At 66.0% G+C, this 15,348-nt stretch carries 22 protein-coding genes and 1 pseudogene; 19 read left to right on the top strand and 4 right to left on the bottom strand.

The window, feature by feature from the left end:
* Window positions 1–26: 26 nt before the first annotated feature.
* The 18 genes and pseudogenes from ATE71_RS22970 to ATE71_RS19125 all read left to right on the top strand — a co-directional run.
* Window positions 27–323, top strand: a pseudogene (locus ATE71_RS22970) (DUF1428 domain-containing protein); the annotation flags it as partial.
* Between the two features lie 69 nt (window positions 324–392).
* Window positions 393–746 (top strand): DUF1428 domain-containing protein, encoded by a 354-nt coding sequence (locus ATE71_RS22965; protein ID WP_235588081.1) that lies wholly within the window; start codon window positions 393–395, stop codon window positions 744–746.
* 153 nt (window positions 747–899) lie between these two features.
* On the top strand, window positions 900–1,454 hold the full coding sequence (locus ATE71_RS19195) for a GFA family protein (RefSeq protein WP_058804975.1): 555 nt from the start codon (window positions 900–902) through the stop codon (window positions 1,452–1,454).
* On the top strand, window positions 1,451–1,762 hold the full coding sequence (locus ATE71_RS19190) for a DUF6958 family protein (RefSeq protein WP_058804974.1): 312 nt from the start codon (window positions 1,451–1,453) through the stop codon (window positions 1,760–1,762). The genes ATE71_RS19195 and ATE71_RS19190 overlap by 4 nt, the downstream gene beginning before the upstream one ends.
* 50 nt (window positions 1,763–1,812) lie before the next feature.
* Entirely contained in the window at window positions 1,813–2,604 is a 792-nt protein-coding gene (locus tag ATE71_RS19185; protein ID WP_058804973.1) for a VOC family protein, read from the top strand.
* A 28-nt stretch (window positions 2,605–2,632) separates the two neighbouring features.
* A complete protein-coding gene (locus ATE71_RS19180) occupies window positions 2,633–3,145 on the top strand; it encodes a VOC family protein (RefSeq protein ID WP_058804972.1) in 513 nt (170 codons plus the stop codon).
* The gene (locus ATE71_RS19175) at window positions 3,132–3,584 is read left to right on the top strand and encodes a hypothetical protein (protein WP_058804971.1); all 453 of its coding nucleotides are present in this window, start codon (window positions 3,132–3,134) and stop codon (window positions 3,582–3,584) included. Before ATE71_RS19180 ends, ATE71_RS19175 begins: the two co-directional genes overlap by 14 nt.
* Window positions 3,581–4,237, top strand: a complete 657-nt coding sequence (locus ATE71_RS19170) for a glutathione S-transferase family protein (protein WP_058804970.1) — start codon at window positions 3,581–3,583, stop codon at window positions 4,235–4,237. The genes ATE71_RS19175 and ATE71_RS19170 overlap by 4 nt, the downstream gene beginning before the upstream one ends.
* A gap of 85 nt (window positions 4,238–4,322) precedes the next feature.
* A complete protein-coding gene (locus ATE71_RS19165) occupies window positions 4,323–5,105 on the top strand; it encodes a hypothetical protein (protein ID WP_058804969.1) in 783 nt (260 codons plus the stop codon).
* A gap of 142 nt (window positions 5,106–5,247) precedes the next feature.
* Window positions 5,248–5,382: an entericidin A/B family lipoprotein gene (locus tag ATE71_RS22305; protein ID WP_152998852.1), complete on the top strand. Its 135-nt coding sequence runs from the start codon at window positions 5,248–5,250 to the stop codon at window positions 5,380–5,382.
* A 224-nt stretch (window positions 5,383–5,606) separates the two neighbouring features.
* Window positions 5,607–5,915: a PGPGW domain-containing protein gene (locus tag ATE71_RS19160; protein WP_235588080.1), complete on the top strand. Its 309-nt coding sequence runs from the start codon at window positions 5,607–5,609 to the stop codon at window positions 5,913–5,915.
* Window positions 5,916–6,016: 101 nt separating this feature from the next.
* Complete coding sequence (gene rpmH, locus ATE71_RS19155; RefSeq protein WP_037554958.1) at window positions 6,017–6,151, top strand: 50S ribosomal protein L34; 135 nt, start codon at window positions 6,017–6,019, stop codon at window positions 6,149–6,151.
* Window positions 6,152–6,240: 89 nt separating this feature from the next.
* On the top strand, window positions 6,241–6,528 hold the full coding sequence (gene rnpA / locus ATE71_RS19150; protein ID WP_058804968.1) for a ribonuclease P protein component: 288 nt from the start codon (window positions 6,241–6,243) through the stop codon (window positions 6,526–6,528).
* Window positions 6,529–6,679: 151 nt separating this feature from the next.
* A complete protein-coding gene (gene yidD / locus ATE71_RS19145; protein WP_058804967.1) occupies window positions 6,680–6,892 on the top strand; it encodes a membrane protein insertion efficiency factor YidD in 213 nt (70 codons plus the stop codon).
* 189 nt (window positions 6,893–7,081) lie between these two features.
* The gene (gene yidC / locus ATE71_RS19140; protein ID WP_058804966.1) at window positions 7,082–8,839 is read left to right on the top strand and encodes a membrane protein insertase YidC; all 1,758 of its coding nucleotides are present in this window, start codon (window positions 7,082–7,084) and stop codon (window positions 8,837–8,839) included.
* A complete protein-coding gene (gene yihA, locus ATE71_RS19135) occupies window positions 8,836–9,489 on the top strand; it encodes a ribosome biogenesis GTP-binding protein YihA/YsxC (protein WP_058804983.1) in 654 nt (217 codons plus the stop codon). Before yidC ends, yihA begins: the two co-directional genes overlap by 4 nt.
* A gap of 128 nt (window positions 9,490–9,617) precedes the next feature.
* On the top strand, window positions 9,618–10,289 hold the full coding sequence (locus ATE71_RS19130) for a glutathione S-transferase family protein (protein WP_058804965.1): 672 nt from the start codon (window positions 9,618–9,620) through the stop codon (window positions 10,287–10,289).
* Between the two features lie 68 nt (window positions 10,290–10,357).
* Window positions 10,358–11,008: a hypothetical protein gene (locus ATE71_RS19125; protein ID WP_058804964.1), complete on the top strand. Its 651-nt coding sequence runs from the start codon at window positions 10,358–10,360 to the stop codon at window positions 11,006–11,008.
* A 9-nt stretch (window positions 11,009–11,017) separates the two neighbouring features.
* Here ATE71_RS19125 and ATE71_RS19120 read toward each other — a convergent pair whose 3' ends face one another.
* A complete protein-coding gene (locus tag ATE71_RS19120) occupies window positions 11,018–11,485 on the bottom strand; it encodes a cupin domain-containing protein (protein ID WP_058804963.1) in 468 nt (155 codons plus the stop codon).
* A gap of 119 nt (window positions 11,486–11,604) precedes the next feature.
* Between ATE71_RS19120 and dapE the strand changes: the two genes are divergently transcribed.
* A complete protein-coding gene (gene dapE, locus ATE71_RS19115; RefSeq protein ID WP_058804962.1) occupies window positions 11,605–12,732 on the top strand; it encodes a succinyl-diaminopimelate desuccinylase in 1,128 nt (375 codons plus the stop codon).
* Here dapE and ATE71_RS19110 read toward each other — a convergent pair.
* Genes ATE71_RS19110 through ATE71_RS19100 form a run of 3 tightly spaced genes read right to left on the bottom strand, consistent with a single transcriptional unit; the run spans window position 12,729 to window position 15,319 of the window.
* Entirely contained in the window at window positions 12,729–13,301 is a 573-nt protein-coding gene (locus ATE71_RS19110; protein ID WP_058804961.1) for a Smr/MutS family protein, read from the bottom strand. The genes dapE and ATE71_RS19110 overlap by 4 nt on opposite strands.
* Window positions 13,302–13,308: 7 nt before the next feature.
* Window positions 13,309–14,652, bottom strand: coding sequence for a murein transglycosylase A (locus ATE71_RS19105; RefSeq protein WP_235588079.1), 1,344 nt, complete (start codon window positions 14,650–14,652; stop codon window positions 13,309–13,311).
* A gap of 4 nt (window positions 14,653–14,656) precedes the next feature.
* Window positions 14,657–15,319: a Tim44/TimA family putative adaptor protein gene (locus tag ATE71_RS19100; RefSeq protein WP_152998851.1), complete on the bottom strand. Its 663-nt coding sequence runs from the start codon at window positions 15,317–15,319 to the stop codon at window positions 14,657–14,659.
* Window positions 15,320–15,348: the final 29 nt, after the last annotated feature.

The raw sequence follows: 15,348 nt of genomic DNA, 5'->3' as shown, positions 1-15,348 counted from the left end.
CCTCCCACCCCCCAAGGAGAGACAAGATGACCTATGTAGAAGGATTTGTTGTCGCGGTGCCGACCGCCAACAAGGAAGCCTATCGCAAGCACGCCGCCGACGCGGCGCCGCTGTTCAAGGAGTTCGGCGTGAGCCGGATGGTCGAATGCTGGGGCGACGACGTCCCCGACGGCAAGGTCAATGATTTCAAGGGCGCGGTGCAGGCCAAACCCGACGAGACCGTCGTGTTCAGTTGGTTCGAATATCCCGACCGCGCGACGCGCGACGCCGCGAACGAAAAGATGATGAGCGACCCGCGCATGGCGACGATGGGCGGCGAAATGCCGTTCGACGGCAAGCGCATGATCATCGGCGGATTCGATTCGATCGTCGACGATGCCGCCGACGGCAAGATGGGTTATGTCGACGGATATATCGTGCCCGTCCCCGACGGCAACAAGGACGCCTATCGCGCAATGGCGGAGAAGGCGTCCGCGGTGTTCCGCGACTATGGCGCAACGCGCGTCGTCGAGGCGTGGGCCGACGATGTCCCCGACGGCAAGGTCACCGACTATGCCCGCGCCGCGCACAAGAAGGATGGCGAGAGCGTCGTCTACAGCTGGGTGGAATGGCCCGACAAGGAAACGCGGGCCGCCGGCTGGGAAAAGATGATGACCGACGAGCGGATGAAGCACGACCCGGAAACCAATCCGTTCGATGGCGCGCGCATGATCTATGGCGGCTTCGCGCCGATCGTCGAAGCCTAAACCTTCGCTTCTCCCTGTGCCAGAGGCATAGGGGTGGCAGCTCGAAGCGCTGACGGAGGGGCGGTCGTGCAGCGTCACGGCCCCTCCCCCATCCTTCGGATGGTCCCCCTCCCCACGGCTCCGCCGCAGGGGGAGGATGTGAGGAGAGAGCCGATGGCCGAAGCACAAAAAAGGACCGCAACACACACCGCATCATGCCAATGCGGCGCGGTGACGCTCCAACTCACGGGCAAGCCGATCGTCGCTGCGACCTGTTATTGCCATAGCTGCCAGCAGGCAGGCCGGGGTTTCGAGGCGGTACCCGGCGCACCCGCCGTCGTCGGCGCCGATGGCGGCACCCCCTATGTGCTGATGCGCAAGGACCGGCTCATATGGCTGTCCGGATCAGACCAACTCGCCGAGCACCGGCTAAAGCCAGAGTCGCCGACGCGGCGCTTCGTTGCGCGATGCTGCAACACGCCGATCGCGCTCGAATTCACCAAGGGGCACTGGCTCAGCGTCTATTCGAACCGCATCGCCGCCGAAGAGCGGCCAGCGGCCGAGATGCGGACGATCGTCGATGACCGGCCCGCGGGCGTCGACCTGCCCGACGACATCCCCAATTACCGGACGCCGTCGGGCAAGTTCCTGTGGCGGCTGCTGACGGCGTGGGCGGCGATGGGCTTTCGAGCCCCGCCGGTCGAAGCGACGAAGGGATTTGCGCAATGAGCAAGATTATCGCCAAAACCGTCGAACGCGTCGAGATGCGCAGCATAACGAGCCCCGGCTTCGCGCTGAATGTCGACAAGGCGAAATATGACGCCATGAAAGAGGCGTTGCTCGCGGCGGTGCCGCAGGGCCAGCCCGGGCTGACCGTCGCCGAGGTCAAGGACGGCGTGCTGCCGCTGCTGCCCGATGCGCTGTTCCCCGGCGGCGCGAAGGCGGGCTGGTGGCTGAAGGGCGTCCAGCTCGACCTCGAGGCGCGCGGGACGCTCGCGCGCGAAAATACGAAACCGCTGCGGCTGTACCGGCCATAGGAAAGCCGTTCCCCGCCTGACCTATTGACCCGACATCGAGGAGAGAGACGATGAGCAAGGCTTCGAACTTCATCTGGTACGAACTGATGACATCCGACCCCTGGGGCGCGGCGCGCTTTTACGGCGCGGTGGTCGGCTGGACGATCGCGGCAGAGCGCGATCCCGCGGCGGGCGATGTCGACTATCGCATGATCGGGCGCGCCGACGGCGGCAATGCGGGCGGCGTGCTCGCGCTGAATGCCGACATGCTCGCGGGTGGGTCGCGGCCGGGCTGGCTCGGCTATCTGCATGTCGCCGACGTCGACAAGGCGATCGACGCGATCAAGGCCGACGGCGGCGCGGTGCATATGCCCGCGACCGACCTGCCCGTCGGACGCATCGCGATGGTCAGCGACCCGCAGGGTGCCCATTTCTATATCATGGACCCGATCCCCCCCGAAGGCGGCGGCGAGAGCGACGTGTTTTCGGTGACCGAGGCGGAGCATGTCCGCTGGAACGAGCTGGCGACGAGCGATCCCGACGCCGCGGTCGCCTTTTATAAAAAGCATTTCGGCTGGGGACAGGAAGGCGCGATGCCGATGGGCGAACTTGGCTCCTACCGCTTCATCCAGCGCGGCGAGCTGATGATCGGCGCGGTGATGCCGTTGATGACCGGCTATCCCGCGCCGGTGTGGAATTTCTACATCGGCGTCGACGACATCGACCGCGCGCGCGATGCCGTCGCCGCGAACGGCGGCACGATCACCAACGAACCGATGGAAATCCCCGGCGGCGAATATGCGATGAACGCGATCGACCCGCAGGGCGCGCCGATCGGCTTCGTCGGCCCGCGCAAGGCATAATCCCCCCGAAAAATTCAGGAGAGTGACGATGACGAACCAACCGACAAGCCAGCCGGTCAGCCTGTGCCTCTGGTACGACAAGGATGCCGAGGAAGCGGCGAATTTCTATGCCGCGACCTTTCCGAACAGCAGCGTGGGCGCGGTCCACAAGGCGCCCGGCGATTTCCCCGGCGGCAAGAAGGGCGACGCGCTGACGGTCGATTTCACCGTGCTTGGCATCCCGTGCGTCGGGCTCAACGGCGGACCCGTCTTTCCGCAAAGCGAAGCCTTCTCCTTTCAGGTCCACACCGACACGCAGGAGGAAACCGACCGTTACTGGAACGCGATCGTCGGCAATGGCGGGCGGGAAAGCGCGTGCGGCTGGTGCAAGGACAAATGGGGCCTCAACTGGCAGATCACGCCGCGCGTGCTGACCGACGCGACGATGGGCGGCGACCCCGAGGTCGCGAAGCGCGCGTTCGACGCGATGATGACGATGAAGAAGATCGATATCGCGGCGATCGAGGCGGCGGTGCGCGGCGAAGCCGTTGGCGCGGCGTAGCCCCCTCCTCCTTGCCTGGCTGCTCTGCGGCACGCTCGACATCGTCTATGCACTGGTGTGGAGCGTGCTCGCGGGCGGCAGCGTCGGCGGCATGCTGCGCGGCGTTGCCACGGGGCCGTTTGGCGACGGCGCCGCCGATTGGGGCCTCGGCGGCGCGATCGCGGGGCTCGCGACGCATTATGCGATCATGGGCGCGATGGTCGCGGCGTGGTTCTTCGCCGTGCGGCGCTGGAGCGCGCTGACCGAATGGCCGTGGTGGCTGACGGGCACGCTCTACGGGTTGCTGCTCTATATCGTCATGAACGGCGTAGTGCTGCCGCTGCGCTTCGGATCGCCCTTCCCGCCAACCGACCTCGTCAAGGGCGCGATTGCGCTCGTCCCGCATATTTTCTTCGTCGGCTGGCCGCTCGCCTGGCTGACGCGCAAGGATCGCAAATGACGCTGATTTTCTATGGCCACCCCTTTTCCTCCTACACGTGGAAGGTGCTGATCGCGCTGTACGAAAAGGGGATCGAATTCGACTATCGCTCGGTCGATCCCGCCTTCCCCGACCATATGCCCGAGCTGAGGGCGCATTGGCCGGTCGGGCAATTCCCGCTGCTCGTCCACGACGGGACGCCCTGGTTCGAATCGTCGATCATCATCGAATATCTCGACCATCTGGCGCCCGAGCCGCAAATGATCCCGCAGGATTTCGAAGCGGCGCTGAAGGTGCGGCTGTTCGACCGCATTTTCGACAATCATGTGATGGGCCGGATGCAGGCGGTCGTCGCCGACGCGATCCGCGGCCCCGACAATCATGTCCCGATCATCGTCGACCAGTCGAAGGCGGCGCTCGATACCATTTATGGCTGGCTCGACGGCGAACTGGCAAGCGGCGGCTGGGCGACGCCCCATGGCTTCAGCCTCGCCGATTGCGCCGCGGCCCCATCGCTCTTCTATGCCGACTGGGTGCACCCGATCCCCGAAGAATACGAGAAACTGCGCGCCTACCGAGCGCGCCTTCTGGCGCATCCGAGCATATCGCGCTGCGTCGACGAGGCGCGGCCGTACCGCGCCTACTTCCCGCTCGGCGCCCCTGATCGCGATTGAAAGCGGGCGTCCCAAAACGGGGTTAACGGGCCGCTGACATTGCCTGTTTGCCGGTTGATCATCGCGCCCGCGCGAAAGCGGGTTCATGGTTTCGCCGGCCGCCCTTGTCCGCACGCTGATCGTCGCCGCGCTGGCGGCGGTGCTGGCGTTCGCGCCGGCGCACGCGCAGCAGGTCGTGACGATCACCACGACGACGGTGACATGGACTTATACCGACGACAGCGATGGTGACGACGCCGGCTATATCGACGAGGATATCGCGCTGCTCGACGGCGAGGCGCTCGCCGAAGAGGCCGATTTCGCGGCGGCGCGCCGCTATGCGCCCTCCTCCGCGCTCGCGACGCTCGGCCACGCGAAAGCGCGCTTCGGTCCTTTCGCAGTGATCGACGGCGCGACCGTCCGCATGGCGGGCGACGTCACTGCGGCGACCCCGCGCCAGTTCGCGGCGATGCTCGCCGCCTATCCGGGCCTCAAACGGCTCGAAATGGTCGATTGCCCCGGCAGCCTCGACGAGGAAGCCAATCTGATCCTTGCGCGCGCGATCCGCCGGCAGGGGATGGAGACGGTCGTGCCCGCGGGCGGATCGATCCGATCGGGCGCGGTCGAGCTGTGGCTGGCAGGCACCACGCGCCGCGCCGCGCCCGACGCCGAGTTCGGTGTGCATAGCTGGGCCGACGAATATGGCCGCGAAGCGAACGACTATCCCGCGAGCGACCCGGTCCACGCTGAATATCTGGGCTATTACCGCGAAATGGGGATGGACGCTGCGAAGGCACGCGCCTTTTACACGCTGACCAACGCGACGCCGTTCGACGACGTCCGTTACCTGACCCGCGACGATATGGCGCGCTTCGTCGCACTCGACTGAACAGCTTCGCCGTACCTTTTCCCAGCCTGACGATCATTTCGAACGCTTCAGCCAGCGTGACGCCGGCGCAGCGGAACAATCGCTGCGCACAGCCGTTCCGGCCCAATGGAGGGTGGTTCGCCCTCGCCGTCGGAGAAACACGATGAAAAAGCTTCTGACAATTTTCGCAATTGGCAGCTCGATGCTGCTGATGTCGGCCTGCAACACCGTCGAAGGGGCCGGAAAGGACGTCGAGTCCGTTGGAGACTGTGCCGACGGAGTTAAAGGCAACTGCTAGGCGCTGACCGTAAGCGGCTTGCGGAGTTTGCGTGCACCGGCGTGAGATGATCCGACTGGTCGACCGGCATTGCCACATATGAGATCGTCATTCCCGCCAAGGCGGGGATGACGATGGTGGAAAGCGGCAGCTTGCCCGGCAACGTCGGCGTTCGCCATCTCATCGGCCGTGCTTCAAGCTGCTTTAGCCTTGTAACACGCCGCCCGCTGCCCCACATCGCCCTCATGGCGAAACGCAGCCTCTATCAGCGATTGCGGTCGAATGCGCACATGCGCACGGCGCTGTTCGTGCTTGGCATCTTGCTGATGATGATCGGCGTTGCGATCGGGCCGCTGCCCGGCCCGGGTTTCCTGATCGTCTTTCCGCTGGGGCTGATGCTGTGCCTCCAAAACAGCGCGTGGGCGAAGCGCGTCTATGTCCGCTTCAAATGGCGGCATCCGCGCTATGGCGACTGGGCCGACCGCGTGATGCGCCGCGTCAGCGCCGCGCGGCGCCGGGCGCGCGCGGCGCTGGACAAGCTAGATGGCGATTGACTTTCTACCGACTCTTGCTTATCCGCGCCTCCAACAGTGGCCGCCCACGCTTGGCGGCCCTTTTCTGTTGCAGCATTTGACGAGATCTAGGGAAAACCGCGATGAAGCGCACTTATCAACCGAGCCGCCTCGTGCGCAAGCGCCGTCACGGCTTCCGCGCCCGCAAGGCAACCGTCGGCGGCCGCAAGGTTCTGGCCGCCCGCCGCGCCCGTGGCCGCGCGAAGCTGTCGGCCTGATCGCCAACGCTTCGCCGCCAGCGCGTCTGGTGCGAACGCTTTCAAAACGTAGCGAATTTCTGGCTGCTAACCGCGGCCTCCGCTTTCCCATGCCCGGCTTTGTCCTGCTCGTCCGTCATCGCGGCGACGAAGAGGATGCGCTGGGCATTGGCTATACGGTCAGCAAGAAGGTCGGAAACGCGGTGACGCGCAACCGGATGAAGCGGCGATTTCGCGAACTCGCGCGCGCCGCGCTGCCGGGGGCGGGAATCGCCGGCGCCGACCATGTGCTGATCGGTCGCCCCGGCGCCAACGACATGACATTTGCCGAATTGGGCGAGCATCTCGATTCGGCGCTGAAGCGCGCGGCGAAGAAGCTCGCGGCGAAGGCGTCGTGACCAACCCCGATCTCCCTCACCGTCACACCGGACTTGATCCAGGGTCTACCATTCGAACCTTGCGTGAATGGATCCCGGATCAAGTCCGGAATGACGAAGAAAAAAAAATATCGATTGCGCGTGAAGTTCGGCAGTTTTCGGGGCTTTCTGCATGATCGCCAAGCTGCTCATCCTGATCGCGCGCGGCTGGCAGCTTGGCCCGTCGCGCATTCTTCCCCCCACCTGCCGCTATGCGCCGTCGTGCAGCGCCTATGCGATCACCGCGCTCCGGAAATATGGTGCGATCAAGGGTGGCTGGCTGGCGACAAAGCGGCTATTGCGCTGCCATCCTTGGGGAGGCCACGGCTACGACCCCGTCCCTTAGGCTGTATCGCCATTCCGCCCATGGCGGCCTGCAAATGGCGGATTCCCGGGCTTCCGGTGCTCACGTACTGATCGTACGCTGCGCTCCGGGTCCCGAGAATCCACCATTTTCGGCTCACCACAAGCGAAATGACGACACAGCCTAGACGGCCCATCCCGACATTTTTGACACGAAGAGAGACCGAAAAGCGTGGACGACAAGCGGAACATGATCGCGGCAATTTTGCTGTCGGTGGCCATTTTGATCGGCTGGAATTTCGTCTCCGAGAAATTCTTTCCCACGCCCGACCAGCCAGACGTGACCAAGACCGTGGCAGGTGCCAACGGCGCCGCGCCCGCCACGACGCCGGCGACGCAGGGCCAGCCGAGCGCGCTGCCGGCACCGGGCGCCCCCGCAGCCGCCGCGCCGCAGGCGATTCGTCCGGTCGACGCGGTGCTTGCCGAAGGGCAGCGCATTCCGATCGAGACCCCCGCGATCAAGGGGTCGATCAACCTCGTCGGCGCGCGCGTCGACGACATCACGCTCAGCAAATATCGCCAGACGATCAAGAAGGATTCGCCCGCGGTGCGCCTGTTCGCGCCGGGCGGGACACAGGCCGCCTATTTCGCGAGCCTCGGCTGGTCGGCGCAGGGCATCGCGGTGCCGAACGCCAACACGGTGTGGACCGCGAACGGAACCAAGCTGACCCCGGCGACCCCGGTGACGCTGAGCTGGTCGAACGCGACCGGGCAGACTTTCCGCATCGAGTACAGCATCGACGCCGATTACCTGATCACCGCGAAGCAAACGATCGCCAACACGTCCGCCGCAGCGGTGAGCGCGAGCAGCTTTGCGCTGATCGACCGGCTCGGCAAGCCGACCGATCCGCACGAGCAGGACAGCGTCACGATACACGTCGGCCCGACGGGATACCTCGATGGTAAGTCGGTGTTCGACGAGGACTATGAAGATGTTGAGGAAGCGCCGAACCGTAGTGTGCGTTACAGTTCGGGCGCATGGCTCGGTTTCAGCGACAAATATTGGCTCGCGGCGATCGTCCCCGCCAAGGGCGAGCGCATCACCGCCGCGATCAGCTCGCCCGCCGCGAACAATTACCAGACTTTGTTCGCGCGCGACTTTACGCAGGTCGCACCCGGCAAGCAGGTGACGACCACCAGCCGCATCTTTGCTGGCGCCAAGGAAGTCTACACGCTCCAGCGCTACGAGGATGACCAGGGCATCACGCGCCTGTCGAACGCGATCGACTGGGGCTGGTTTGAGTTCTTCGAGAAACCGATCTTCAAGTTGCTCGACTGGCTGTTCAAGCAGGTCGGCAATTTCGGCGTCGCGATCATGGCGCTGACGCTGATCATTCGCCTGCTGATGTTCCCGATCGCCAACCGCCAATTCTCGTCGATGGCGCAGATGCGCCTCGTCCAGCCGAAGATGAAGGCGCTGCAGGAGCGCTACAAGGACGACAAACCCAAGATGCAGCAAGAGCTGATGAAGCTCTACAAGGACGAGAAGATCAATCCGCTCGCGGGCTGCCTGCCGATCCTGATCCAGATCCCGATCTTCTACGCCCTCTACAAGGTGCTGATGCTGACGATCGAAATGCGGCACCAGCCCTTCATCCTGTGGATCAAGGATCTGTCGGCGCCCGACCCGCTGCACATCCTGAACCTGTTCGGCCTGTTGCCCTTCACCCCGCCCTCGATCCTGGCGATCGGCGTGCTCGCGGTGATCCTCGGCATCACCATGTGGCTCCAGTTCCGGCTCAATCCGCAGGCGACCGACCCCGTGCAGCAGCAGGTGTTCAAGATCATGCCCTGGCTGTTCATGTTCATCATGGCGCCGTTCGCGGCGGGCCTGTTGCTTTACTGGATCACCAACAATATCCTCTCGATCGGGCAGCAGCAGTGGATGTACCGCAAGTTCCCGGCGCTGCGGACGGCGCCGGCGAAGTGAGCGAGATCGATCCGGGCGCCGAGGACAGGGCTGAACGGGCGCGCAAGCTGTTTGCGGGTCCGATCGCCTTTCTGAAATCGGCGCCCGCGCTTCAGCACCTGCCGAGCCCGAGCGTGCCCGAAATCGCATTCGCGGGGCGCTCGAACGTCGGCAAATCGTCGTTGCTCAATGCGCTGACCAACCGCAACGGGTTGGCGCGCACGTCGGTGACGCCGGGGCGGACGCAGGAGCTCAACTATTTCGACGTCGGCGAGAATCCGCTGATCTTCCGGCTGGTCGACATGCCCGGTTACGGTTTCGCCAAGGCGCCGAAGGATGTCGTCAAAAAATGGCGCTTCCTCGTCAATGATTACCTCCGCGGGCGGCAGGTGCTGAAACGCACATTGGTGCTGATCGACAGCCGCCACGGGATCAAGGACGTCGACCGCGAGGTGCTCGAGATGCTCGATGTCGCGGCGGTGAGTTACCGGCTCGTGCTGACCAAGGCCGACAAGATCAAGGCGAGCGCGCTCGCCGAAGTCCACGCCGCGACCGAGGCCGAGGCGCGCAAGCATCCCGCCGCGCACCCCGAGGTCATCGCGACAAGCAGCGAGAAGGGCATGGGGATCGCCGAGCTGCGCAGCGCGGTGCTGGAGGCAGTCGAGAGTTAGTTTTTTCGCTTTCTTCTCCCCTCCCGCTTGCGGGAGGGGTCGGGGGAGGGCATGTCATAGGGAATTCGGTGCCGGAACAGGCCCTCCCCTAACCCCTCCCGCAAGCGGGAGGGGAATCTGGAGCCCCCATGAAACTCTTCATCGGCAACAAGGCCTATTCGAGCTGGAGCCTGCGCGGCTGGCTCGCCGCCAAGCATAGCGGTCTGCCGTTCGAGGAAGTCACCGTCCCGCTCTATGACGAGGAATGGAGCCAGCGGCGCGAGGGCGACGAGTTCGCGCCGTCCGGCGGCAAGGTGCCGATATTGTGGGACGGCGACGATATCGTCGTGTGGGACAGCCTCGCGATCGTCGATTATCTCAACGAAAAGACCGGCGGCACCAAACATTTCTGGCCCGAGGATATGGCGGCGCGCGCGATGGCGCGGTCGATGGCGGCCGAAATGCACTCGAGCTTTGCCGCGCTGCGCCGCAATCACAGCATGAATATCCGGCGCATCTATCCGGCGGCCGAACTGTTGCCCGAAGTGCAGGCCGATGTCGTGCGTATCTTCCAGATTTGGGCAGAGGCGCGCGCGCGTTTCGGCGGCGAGGGCGATTTCCTGTTCGGCGACTGGTCGGCGGCCGACATCATGTTCGCGCCGGTCGTGACGCGCTTCGTCACCTATTCGATCCCGCTGCCGCGCTTTGCCGCCGCCTATGCGCAGGCGGTGATCAGCCATCCGTGCATGCAGGAATGGATCGGCGGCGCGCAGGCCGAGGATTGGGTGATCGAGCAGTTCGAAGGGCCGGTCGAAGGCTGAAGCGAAGCTGGCGCGCCGATGAACCGGGCGTTCAGGACAAGTCGCGGCCTGGCTGCTATTCGGGGGCGATGACGAAACGCCCGATCGCCTCGCTCGCCATCCTCGCCCTCGCACTTCCCGCGGCCGGGAGCGCGGCGATGCCGGGCGCCCAAAGCTGGGAAATCGGCCCGGTCATCCGCGGCAAAAATTATTCGCAAGGGATGCCCGCCGCGCCCTATCCGACACGCGGCGGTGGCTGGGCGTTCGATTTCCCGGCGCCCGATGCTGCGGCCGGGCACGTCCATTATGTGACATTCGATCCGGGATCGCTGCACGGCAAGTCGCGGCTCGTCGTGCGTTACCGCATCGACGCGGCGCCCGGCACCCGCTTCGTGCCGCAGCAATATCCGGACCGGACCGCGACCGTTGCGCTCTATATGCAGCGCCGCGGCGATAGCTGGACCGCGAAGGGTGCGTATCAATATTATCGCTGGTATGCGCCGGTCGCGACGATGAATGCGCTCGCACCGGGCGAGGCCGAAATGATCGTCCGGCTCGATGACCCCGACTGGAGCTCGGTGATGGCCGACCGCGCCTCGACCAATCGCGCGGCGCTGGCGGCAGCGCTCGACGATATCGGCCGGATCGGGCTGGTATTCGGATCGGCGGGCGGGCGCGGGCACGGTGTCTTCGCGACGCGCCCGGCCCGCTTTACCTTGCTGAGTTTCGAGATACGCTAGGGTCGGCCCTTAGGGAATCCGGCTGGTCGGATAGGGCGTGCCGTCCTTGTGGAAATAGCCGTCGGGCGTGAAGATCATGTCGATGTCCGAATAGCCGCCGCCGGTGTCACGCTGCTTGCCGCCGCCCAGCGCGACGAAGACGCAGTCGGCATCCGATTCGTTGATCAGGTGATGGCCGTTGGTGCTGCCCTTGGGCCACGCCGCGATGTCGCCCGCGCGCATCGGGTGACGCCCGTCATCCTCGACCAGCACCGCCTCGCCCGAGATCATCACCAGCATCTCGTCCTCGCCGTCGTGCCAGTGGCGCTGCGACGACCAGGCGCCGGGTTTGAGCACGACATGGCTCGCGGCAAAATCGCTGAGCCCCGTCGGCGGCGCGAGGCGGCGATACCAGCGGCCTTTGACGGGCGCGTCATAGGGGGCGGGGTAGCCGGTGGCGTTGGTTTGCGGAATCGTGTCGAGATCGAGCTTGGGCATGGCAGTCCTCCTTCCTTCAATTTGCCGTTCGCATGGAGCGAAGTCGAGATGCCCCTCGCCGTCATGCAAGGACGAATGGTGTCTCGACTTCGCTCGATGCGAACGGATAAAGGGGTGCCATGAATATCGATCCCGTAGAGCTTGCAAAGGCGCTGATCGCCGCACCGAGCGTCACTCCCGCGACGGGCGCCGTGTTCGACGCGATCGAGGCCGCGCTGGTACCGCTGGGCTTCACCGTCGAGCGCTTCATCGACGGGATCGAGCCCGACGGGCCGGTCGAGAATCTGCTCGCGGTGCGCGCCGGGAAGGGGCCCAAGCATTTCGGCTTTGCCGGGCATCTCGACGTCGTGCCGCCGGGGGTGGGCTGGACGGGCGATGCCTTTGCGCCAGAGATTCGCGGCGAGCTGCTCTACGGCCGCGGCGCGGTCGACATGAAGGGATCGATCGCGGCCTTCGTTTCCGCCGCCGCCGCGACGCCCGCCGATGCGGGCACGATCAGCCTGATCATCACCGGCGACGAAGAAGGTCCCGCGATTTTCGGCACTCGCGCGCTGATGGAGCATATGGACGCGCGCGGGGTGAAGCCCGACATGATCGTCGTCGGCGAGCCGACGTCGGTGAACCGGCTCGGCGACATGGTGAAGATCGGGCGGCGCGGGTCGGTCAATATCTGGATCGACGTGCCGGGGACGCAGGGGCATGTCGCCTACCCCCACCTCGCCGACAACCCGATCCCCAAGCTGGTGAAGATATTGTCGGAAATCGATTCGGTCAGCCTCGACGCCGGCACCGACTGGTTCCAGCCGTCGAACATTGAATTCACCGATATCGAGGTCGGCAATGGCGCAACCAACGTCATCCCCGCATCGGCGCGCGCGCGGCTGTCGATCCGCTTCAACGACCGACACCGCGGCGCCGACCTCGTCGCGATGGTCGAACGGATCGCGCATGAAGTCGAACCGGCGGCGAAGGTGCTGGGCAAGGTTTCGGGCGAGGCCTTCCTGACCCCGCCGGGCGCGCTGTCCGAACTGGTCGCCGAAGCGATCCATGCCGAAACCGACCTGACGCCCGAAATGTCGACGACCGGCGGGACATCGGACGCGCGCTTCCTCCACGCTTTATGCCCCGTGGTCGAGTTCGGCCTGACCAACGCGACGATGCACAAGCTCGACGAGGCGGTGGCGGTCGAGGACTTGCACACGCTCGCCGCCATCTATCGCGGCATTTTGATGCGCGCTTTTCTCTAGTCGTCGCGCCCGCGGCGCAGGATCACATAGACTGCGCCCGCGCCGCCGTGGCTGATATGCGCGGGGCGCAGCGCGACGATCTGGTCGGCATGGGGCGAATAGGCAAGCCAGTCGGGGAGGGAGGCGCGGATCGCGCCGCGCGGCCGCGGATCGCCGTGCATCACCGGCAAGCGGTCAGCCCCAGGGCGCAGACGCCCCGCGACGACAAGTAGCACGCGCGCGCCGCGCAGCAGCGCGCGGCCGATCGCATCGTCGAGCAGCGCCTGCGCCGAAGCGAGCGTGTGGCCGTGAAGGTCGATGCTCATGTCGGGGCGCACGAGCCCCTTGCGCAGGCGGCGGTCCCAATGACCGTCGAGCGTCGCCGCCTGGTGCGTCCGGCGCAGCGGCGGCAACTTCGTCGGCACGGCGCGCGGCGCGGCGGCAGGGGCAGCGGTGCTGCGCGGGGTTGGCTTAGGCGGCTTGATCGTCGGCGGCGAGACGGGCGCTCGCGGGGTTTTCACCAGCGGCTTGACCGTCGCCGCGACCTTTTTCCACAGCGCGCTTTCATCGGGGTCGAGGCGGCGCGGCATCGCGCAATCAGCCGGCCGGGATCAGCCGCGCAATGCTGGCGCGGGGGAGCAGCAGCAGCGCCGAACCGCGCGCCGACATGCCGCCGGCGATCGCGCGCGCCTCGTCGCCCGCGCCCCAGAAGCTGTCGAAACGGTTGGCACCCTTGATCGCGCCGCCGGTGTCCTGCGCGATCCACAGGCCGTTCGGTTCGGCGCGGTCGAGCGACAGGAATATCGGCGCGCCGAGCGGCACATATTTGGGATCGGCGGCGACGCTCGCGCGGCCGGTTACCGGAACACCCAGAGCGCCGAGCGGGCCGGGTCCCGTGATCTCGCGGAAAAATACCCAGCTGGGATTTTCGTTCATCACCGCGGCGCCGCGTACGGGGTCGGCGCGCAGATAGTCGAGGATTCCCTGCATCGAAGCCTGACCGCGCGACAGTTCGCCGCGATCGAGCAGCAGCTTGCCGATGCCGACATAATCGCGACCGTTCTGGCTGTCGTAGCCGATGCGCATGACGGCGCCATCGGGGAGGCGCAGCCGCCCCGACCCCTGCACCTGCAGGAAGAAAAATTCGGCGGCGTCGGCGGCGTAAGCGAGTTCGAGCCCGCGCCCGTCGAGCGCCCCGCCCTCGATCGCGGCGCGGTCGTAATAGCGCACGAAATTGGGGCCATCGGCGCGGCCGCGGATCTTGCGTCCCTTGAGGTCGTCGGCGAACTGGCCGAGGTCGACTTCGACCAGATCGGCGGGACGGCGATAGATGGGAACGTCGTAACCCGGCCGCTTCGTCCGCGAGGCGGCGATTTCGGGTTCATAATAGCCAGTGACGAAGGCGGTGCCCGCACCGACCTGAACCGTTCCGAAATAGCGGGTGAAGAAGGCCGCGGCATCGCTGTCCTTCCAGCCTTTCGCAGCGTTGCAGCTTTCGGCCCAGTCGGCGCCCTGCGTTAGGCCGCTGGCATCGGTGCGGCGCTGGACCGAAGGGCAGCTGAGCCGGAAGGCCTTGAGCGCGGCGGACGCCTGTTCGGCGGTGACGCCGAGCGCGGCGAATTCGGGGCCCGCGATCACGCCGCTGGTCGCCGCGGTCGTCGCACCGGCGGGGACGGCGGCTGCGGGAAGCGGCGCGCGCGGGGTTGCCGGGATCGGCTTCGCCGCGGCGCCGGGGCCCTCGGAGGGGCGCGGCTGATAGGGGCGCGGTGCGCCGGTGGGTCGTGGCGACGGGGTCGGCGCCGGCGCGGTGGCGCCGGGGCGAGGACCACCCGTATCGGGAATGACCGACGCGCAAGCCGACAACAGCGGCAGCGCGGCGCAGAGGGCAAATCCGAAGCTGCGCGCCCGGCGCCACGCCCCGGGCGTCATGTCGGTCGGCATCGGGTCAGGCGGCTTCGATTTCGTCGAGCAGCCAGTTGGGATCGCTGCTGCCGATCTGGCGACGGAAGGTCCAGAAGTCGTCGGTCTGCGCAGCATCGCTCATCGACCCCGCGATCAGCTTGCCGTCGGCATCGCGGGTGATCGCGCTGATGTCGGCCCGGTACCGCACCGTGATGCGCGCTTCGTTCCGGTCGATATCGACCGAGGTGATCTTCGCCGAATCGATCCCGATCAGGCGATTGTCGAGCGTTTCGCCGCGCGCTGCGCGCGCCTCGATCGCCGCGACAAAGGCTTCGTAGCTATCGTCGTCGCAAAGGTCGCGCAGCGTGTCGCGGTCGCCCTTCCAATAGGCTTCCGAAATCATGCGGTAGGCCGCCTCGGCTCCTTCCATGAACCGCCCGGCATCGAAATTCCGGTCGGTCGCGAGCAGCTGGCGCAGCCCGGCCTCGGCAGAAGGTTCATAGACCAGCCCCGACGCATCGGGTGCGGGCGCGAGCGGCGACGGCGGCGTGTCGCCATCGTCGAGCCGGACCGGCGACGCGGCGCTACGCTCGCGCGGCAGCACGGGTTCCTGTTCGTGCCCGGTGCGCTTGCCGAGGACCGAATAAAGCCGCATGCCGAGGAAAGCGGCAATCATGGCGAGCAGGACGATCGAAAAAGCGGTCACGGGCAACAGTCCAATGCGGATGGCGGAAA

This window comes from Sphingopyxis sp. H115 (genome assembly GCF_001468465.1).
GTDB lineage: Bacteria > Pseudomonadota > Alphaproteobacteria > Sphingomonadales > Sphingomonadaceae > Sphingopyxis.
Note: the sequence above shows the minus strand (reverse complement) of the source record. Positions and strands in the feature narration are given on the sequence as shown.

Excerpts from the sequence above, each read along its gene's own strand:
- ATE71_RS22965 (WP_235588081.1), top strand. The coding sequence starts at position 393 with ATGGGTTATGTCGACGGATATATCGTGCCCGTCCCCGACGGCAACAAG.
- ATE71_RS19195 (WP_058804975.1), top strand. The coding sequence starts at position 900 with ATGGCCGAAGCACAAAAAAGGACCGCAACACACACCGCATCATGCCAA.
- ATE71_RS19190 (WP_058804974.1), top strand. The coding sequence starts at position 1,451 with ATGAGCAAGATTATCGCCAAAACCGTCGAACGCGTCGAGATGCGCAGC.
- ATE71_RS19185 (WP_058804973.1), top strand. The coding sequence starts at position 1,813 with ATGAGCAAGGCTTCGAACTTCATCTGGTACGAACTGATGACATCCGAC.
- ATE71_RS19180 (WP_058804972.1), top strand. The coding sequence starts at position 2,633 with ATGACGAACCAACCGACAAGCCAGCCGGTCAGCCTGTGCCTCTGGTAC.
- ATE71_RS19170 (WP_058804970.1), top strand. The coding sequence starts at position 3,581 with ATGACGCTGATTTTCTATGGCCACCCCTTTTCCTCCTACACGTGGAAG.
- ATE71_RS19165 (WP_058804969.1), top strand. The coding sequence starts at position 4,323 with ATGGTTTCGCCGGCCGCCCTTGTCCGCACGCTGATCGTCGCCGCGCTG.
- ATE71_RS22305 (WP_152998852.1), top strand. The coding sequence starts at position 5,248 with ATGAAAAAGCTTCTGACAATTTTCGCAATTGGCAGCTCGATGCTGCTG.
- ATE71_RS19160 (WP_235588080.1), top strand. The coding sequence starts at position 5,607 with ATGGCGAAACGCAGCCTCTATCAGCGATTGCGGTCGAATGCGCACATG.
- rpmH (WP_037554958.1), top strand. The coding sequence starts at position 6,017 with ATGAAGCGCACTTATCAACCGAGCCGCCTCGTGCGCAAGCGCCGTCAC.
- rnpA (WP_058804968.1), top strand. The coding sequence starts at position 6,241 with ATGCCCGGCTTTGTCCTGCTCGTCCGTCATCGCGGCGACGAAGAGGAT.
- yidD (WP_058804967.1), top strand. The coding sequence starts at position 6,680 with ATGATCGCCAAGCTGCTCATCCTGATCGCGCGCGGCTGGCAGCTTGGC.
- ATE71_RS19130 (WP_058804965.1), top strand. The coding sequence starts at position 9,618 with ATGAAACTCTTCATCGGCAACAAGGCCTATTCGAGCTGGAGCCTGCGC.
- ATE71_RS19125 (WP_058804964.1), top strand. The coding sequence starts at position 10,358 with ATGACGAAACGCCCGATCGCCTCGCTCGCCATCCTCGCCCTCGCACTT.
- ATE71_RS19120 (WP_058804963.1), bottom strand. The coding sequence starts at position 11,485 with ATGCCCAAGCTCGATCTCGACACGATTCCGCAAACCAACGCCACCGGC.
- dapE (WP_058804962.1), top strand. The coding sequence starts at position 11,605 with ATGAATATCGATCCCGTAGAGCTTGCAAAGGCGCTGATCGCCGCACCG.
- ATE71_RS19110 (WP_058804961.1), bottom strand. The coding sequence starts at position 13,301 with ATGCCGCGCCGCCTCGACCCCGATGAAAGCGCGCTGTGGAAAAAGGTC.
- ATE71_RS19105 (WP_235588079.1), bottom strand. The coding sequence starts at position 14,652 with ATGCCGACCGACATGACGCCCGGGGCGTGGCGCCGGGCGCGCAGCTTC.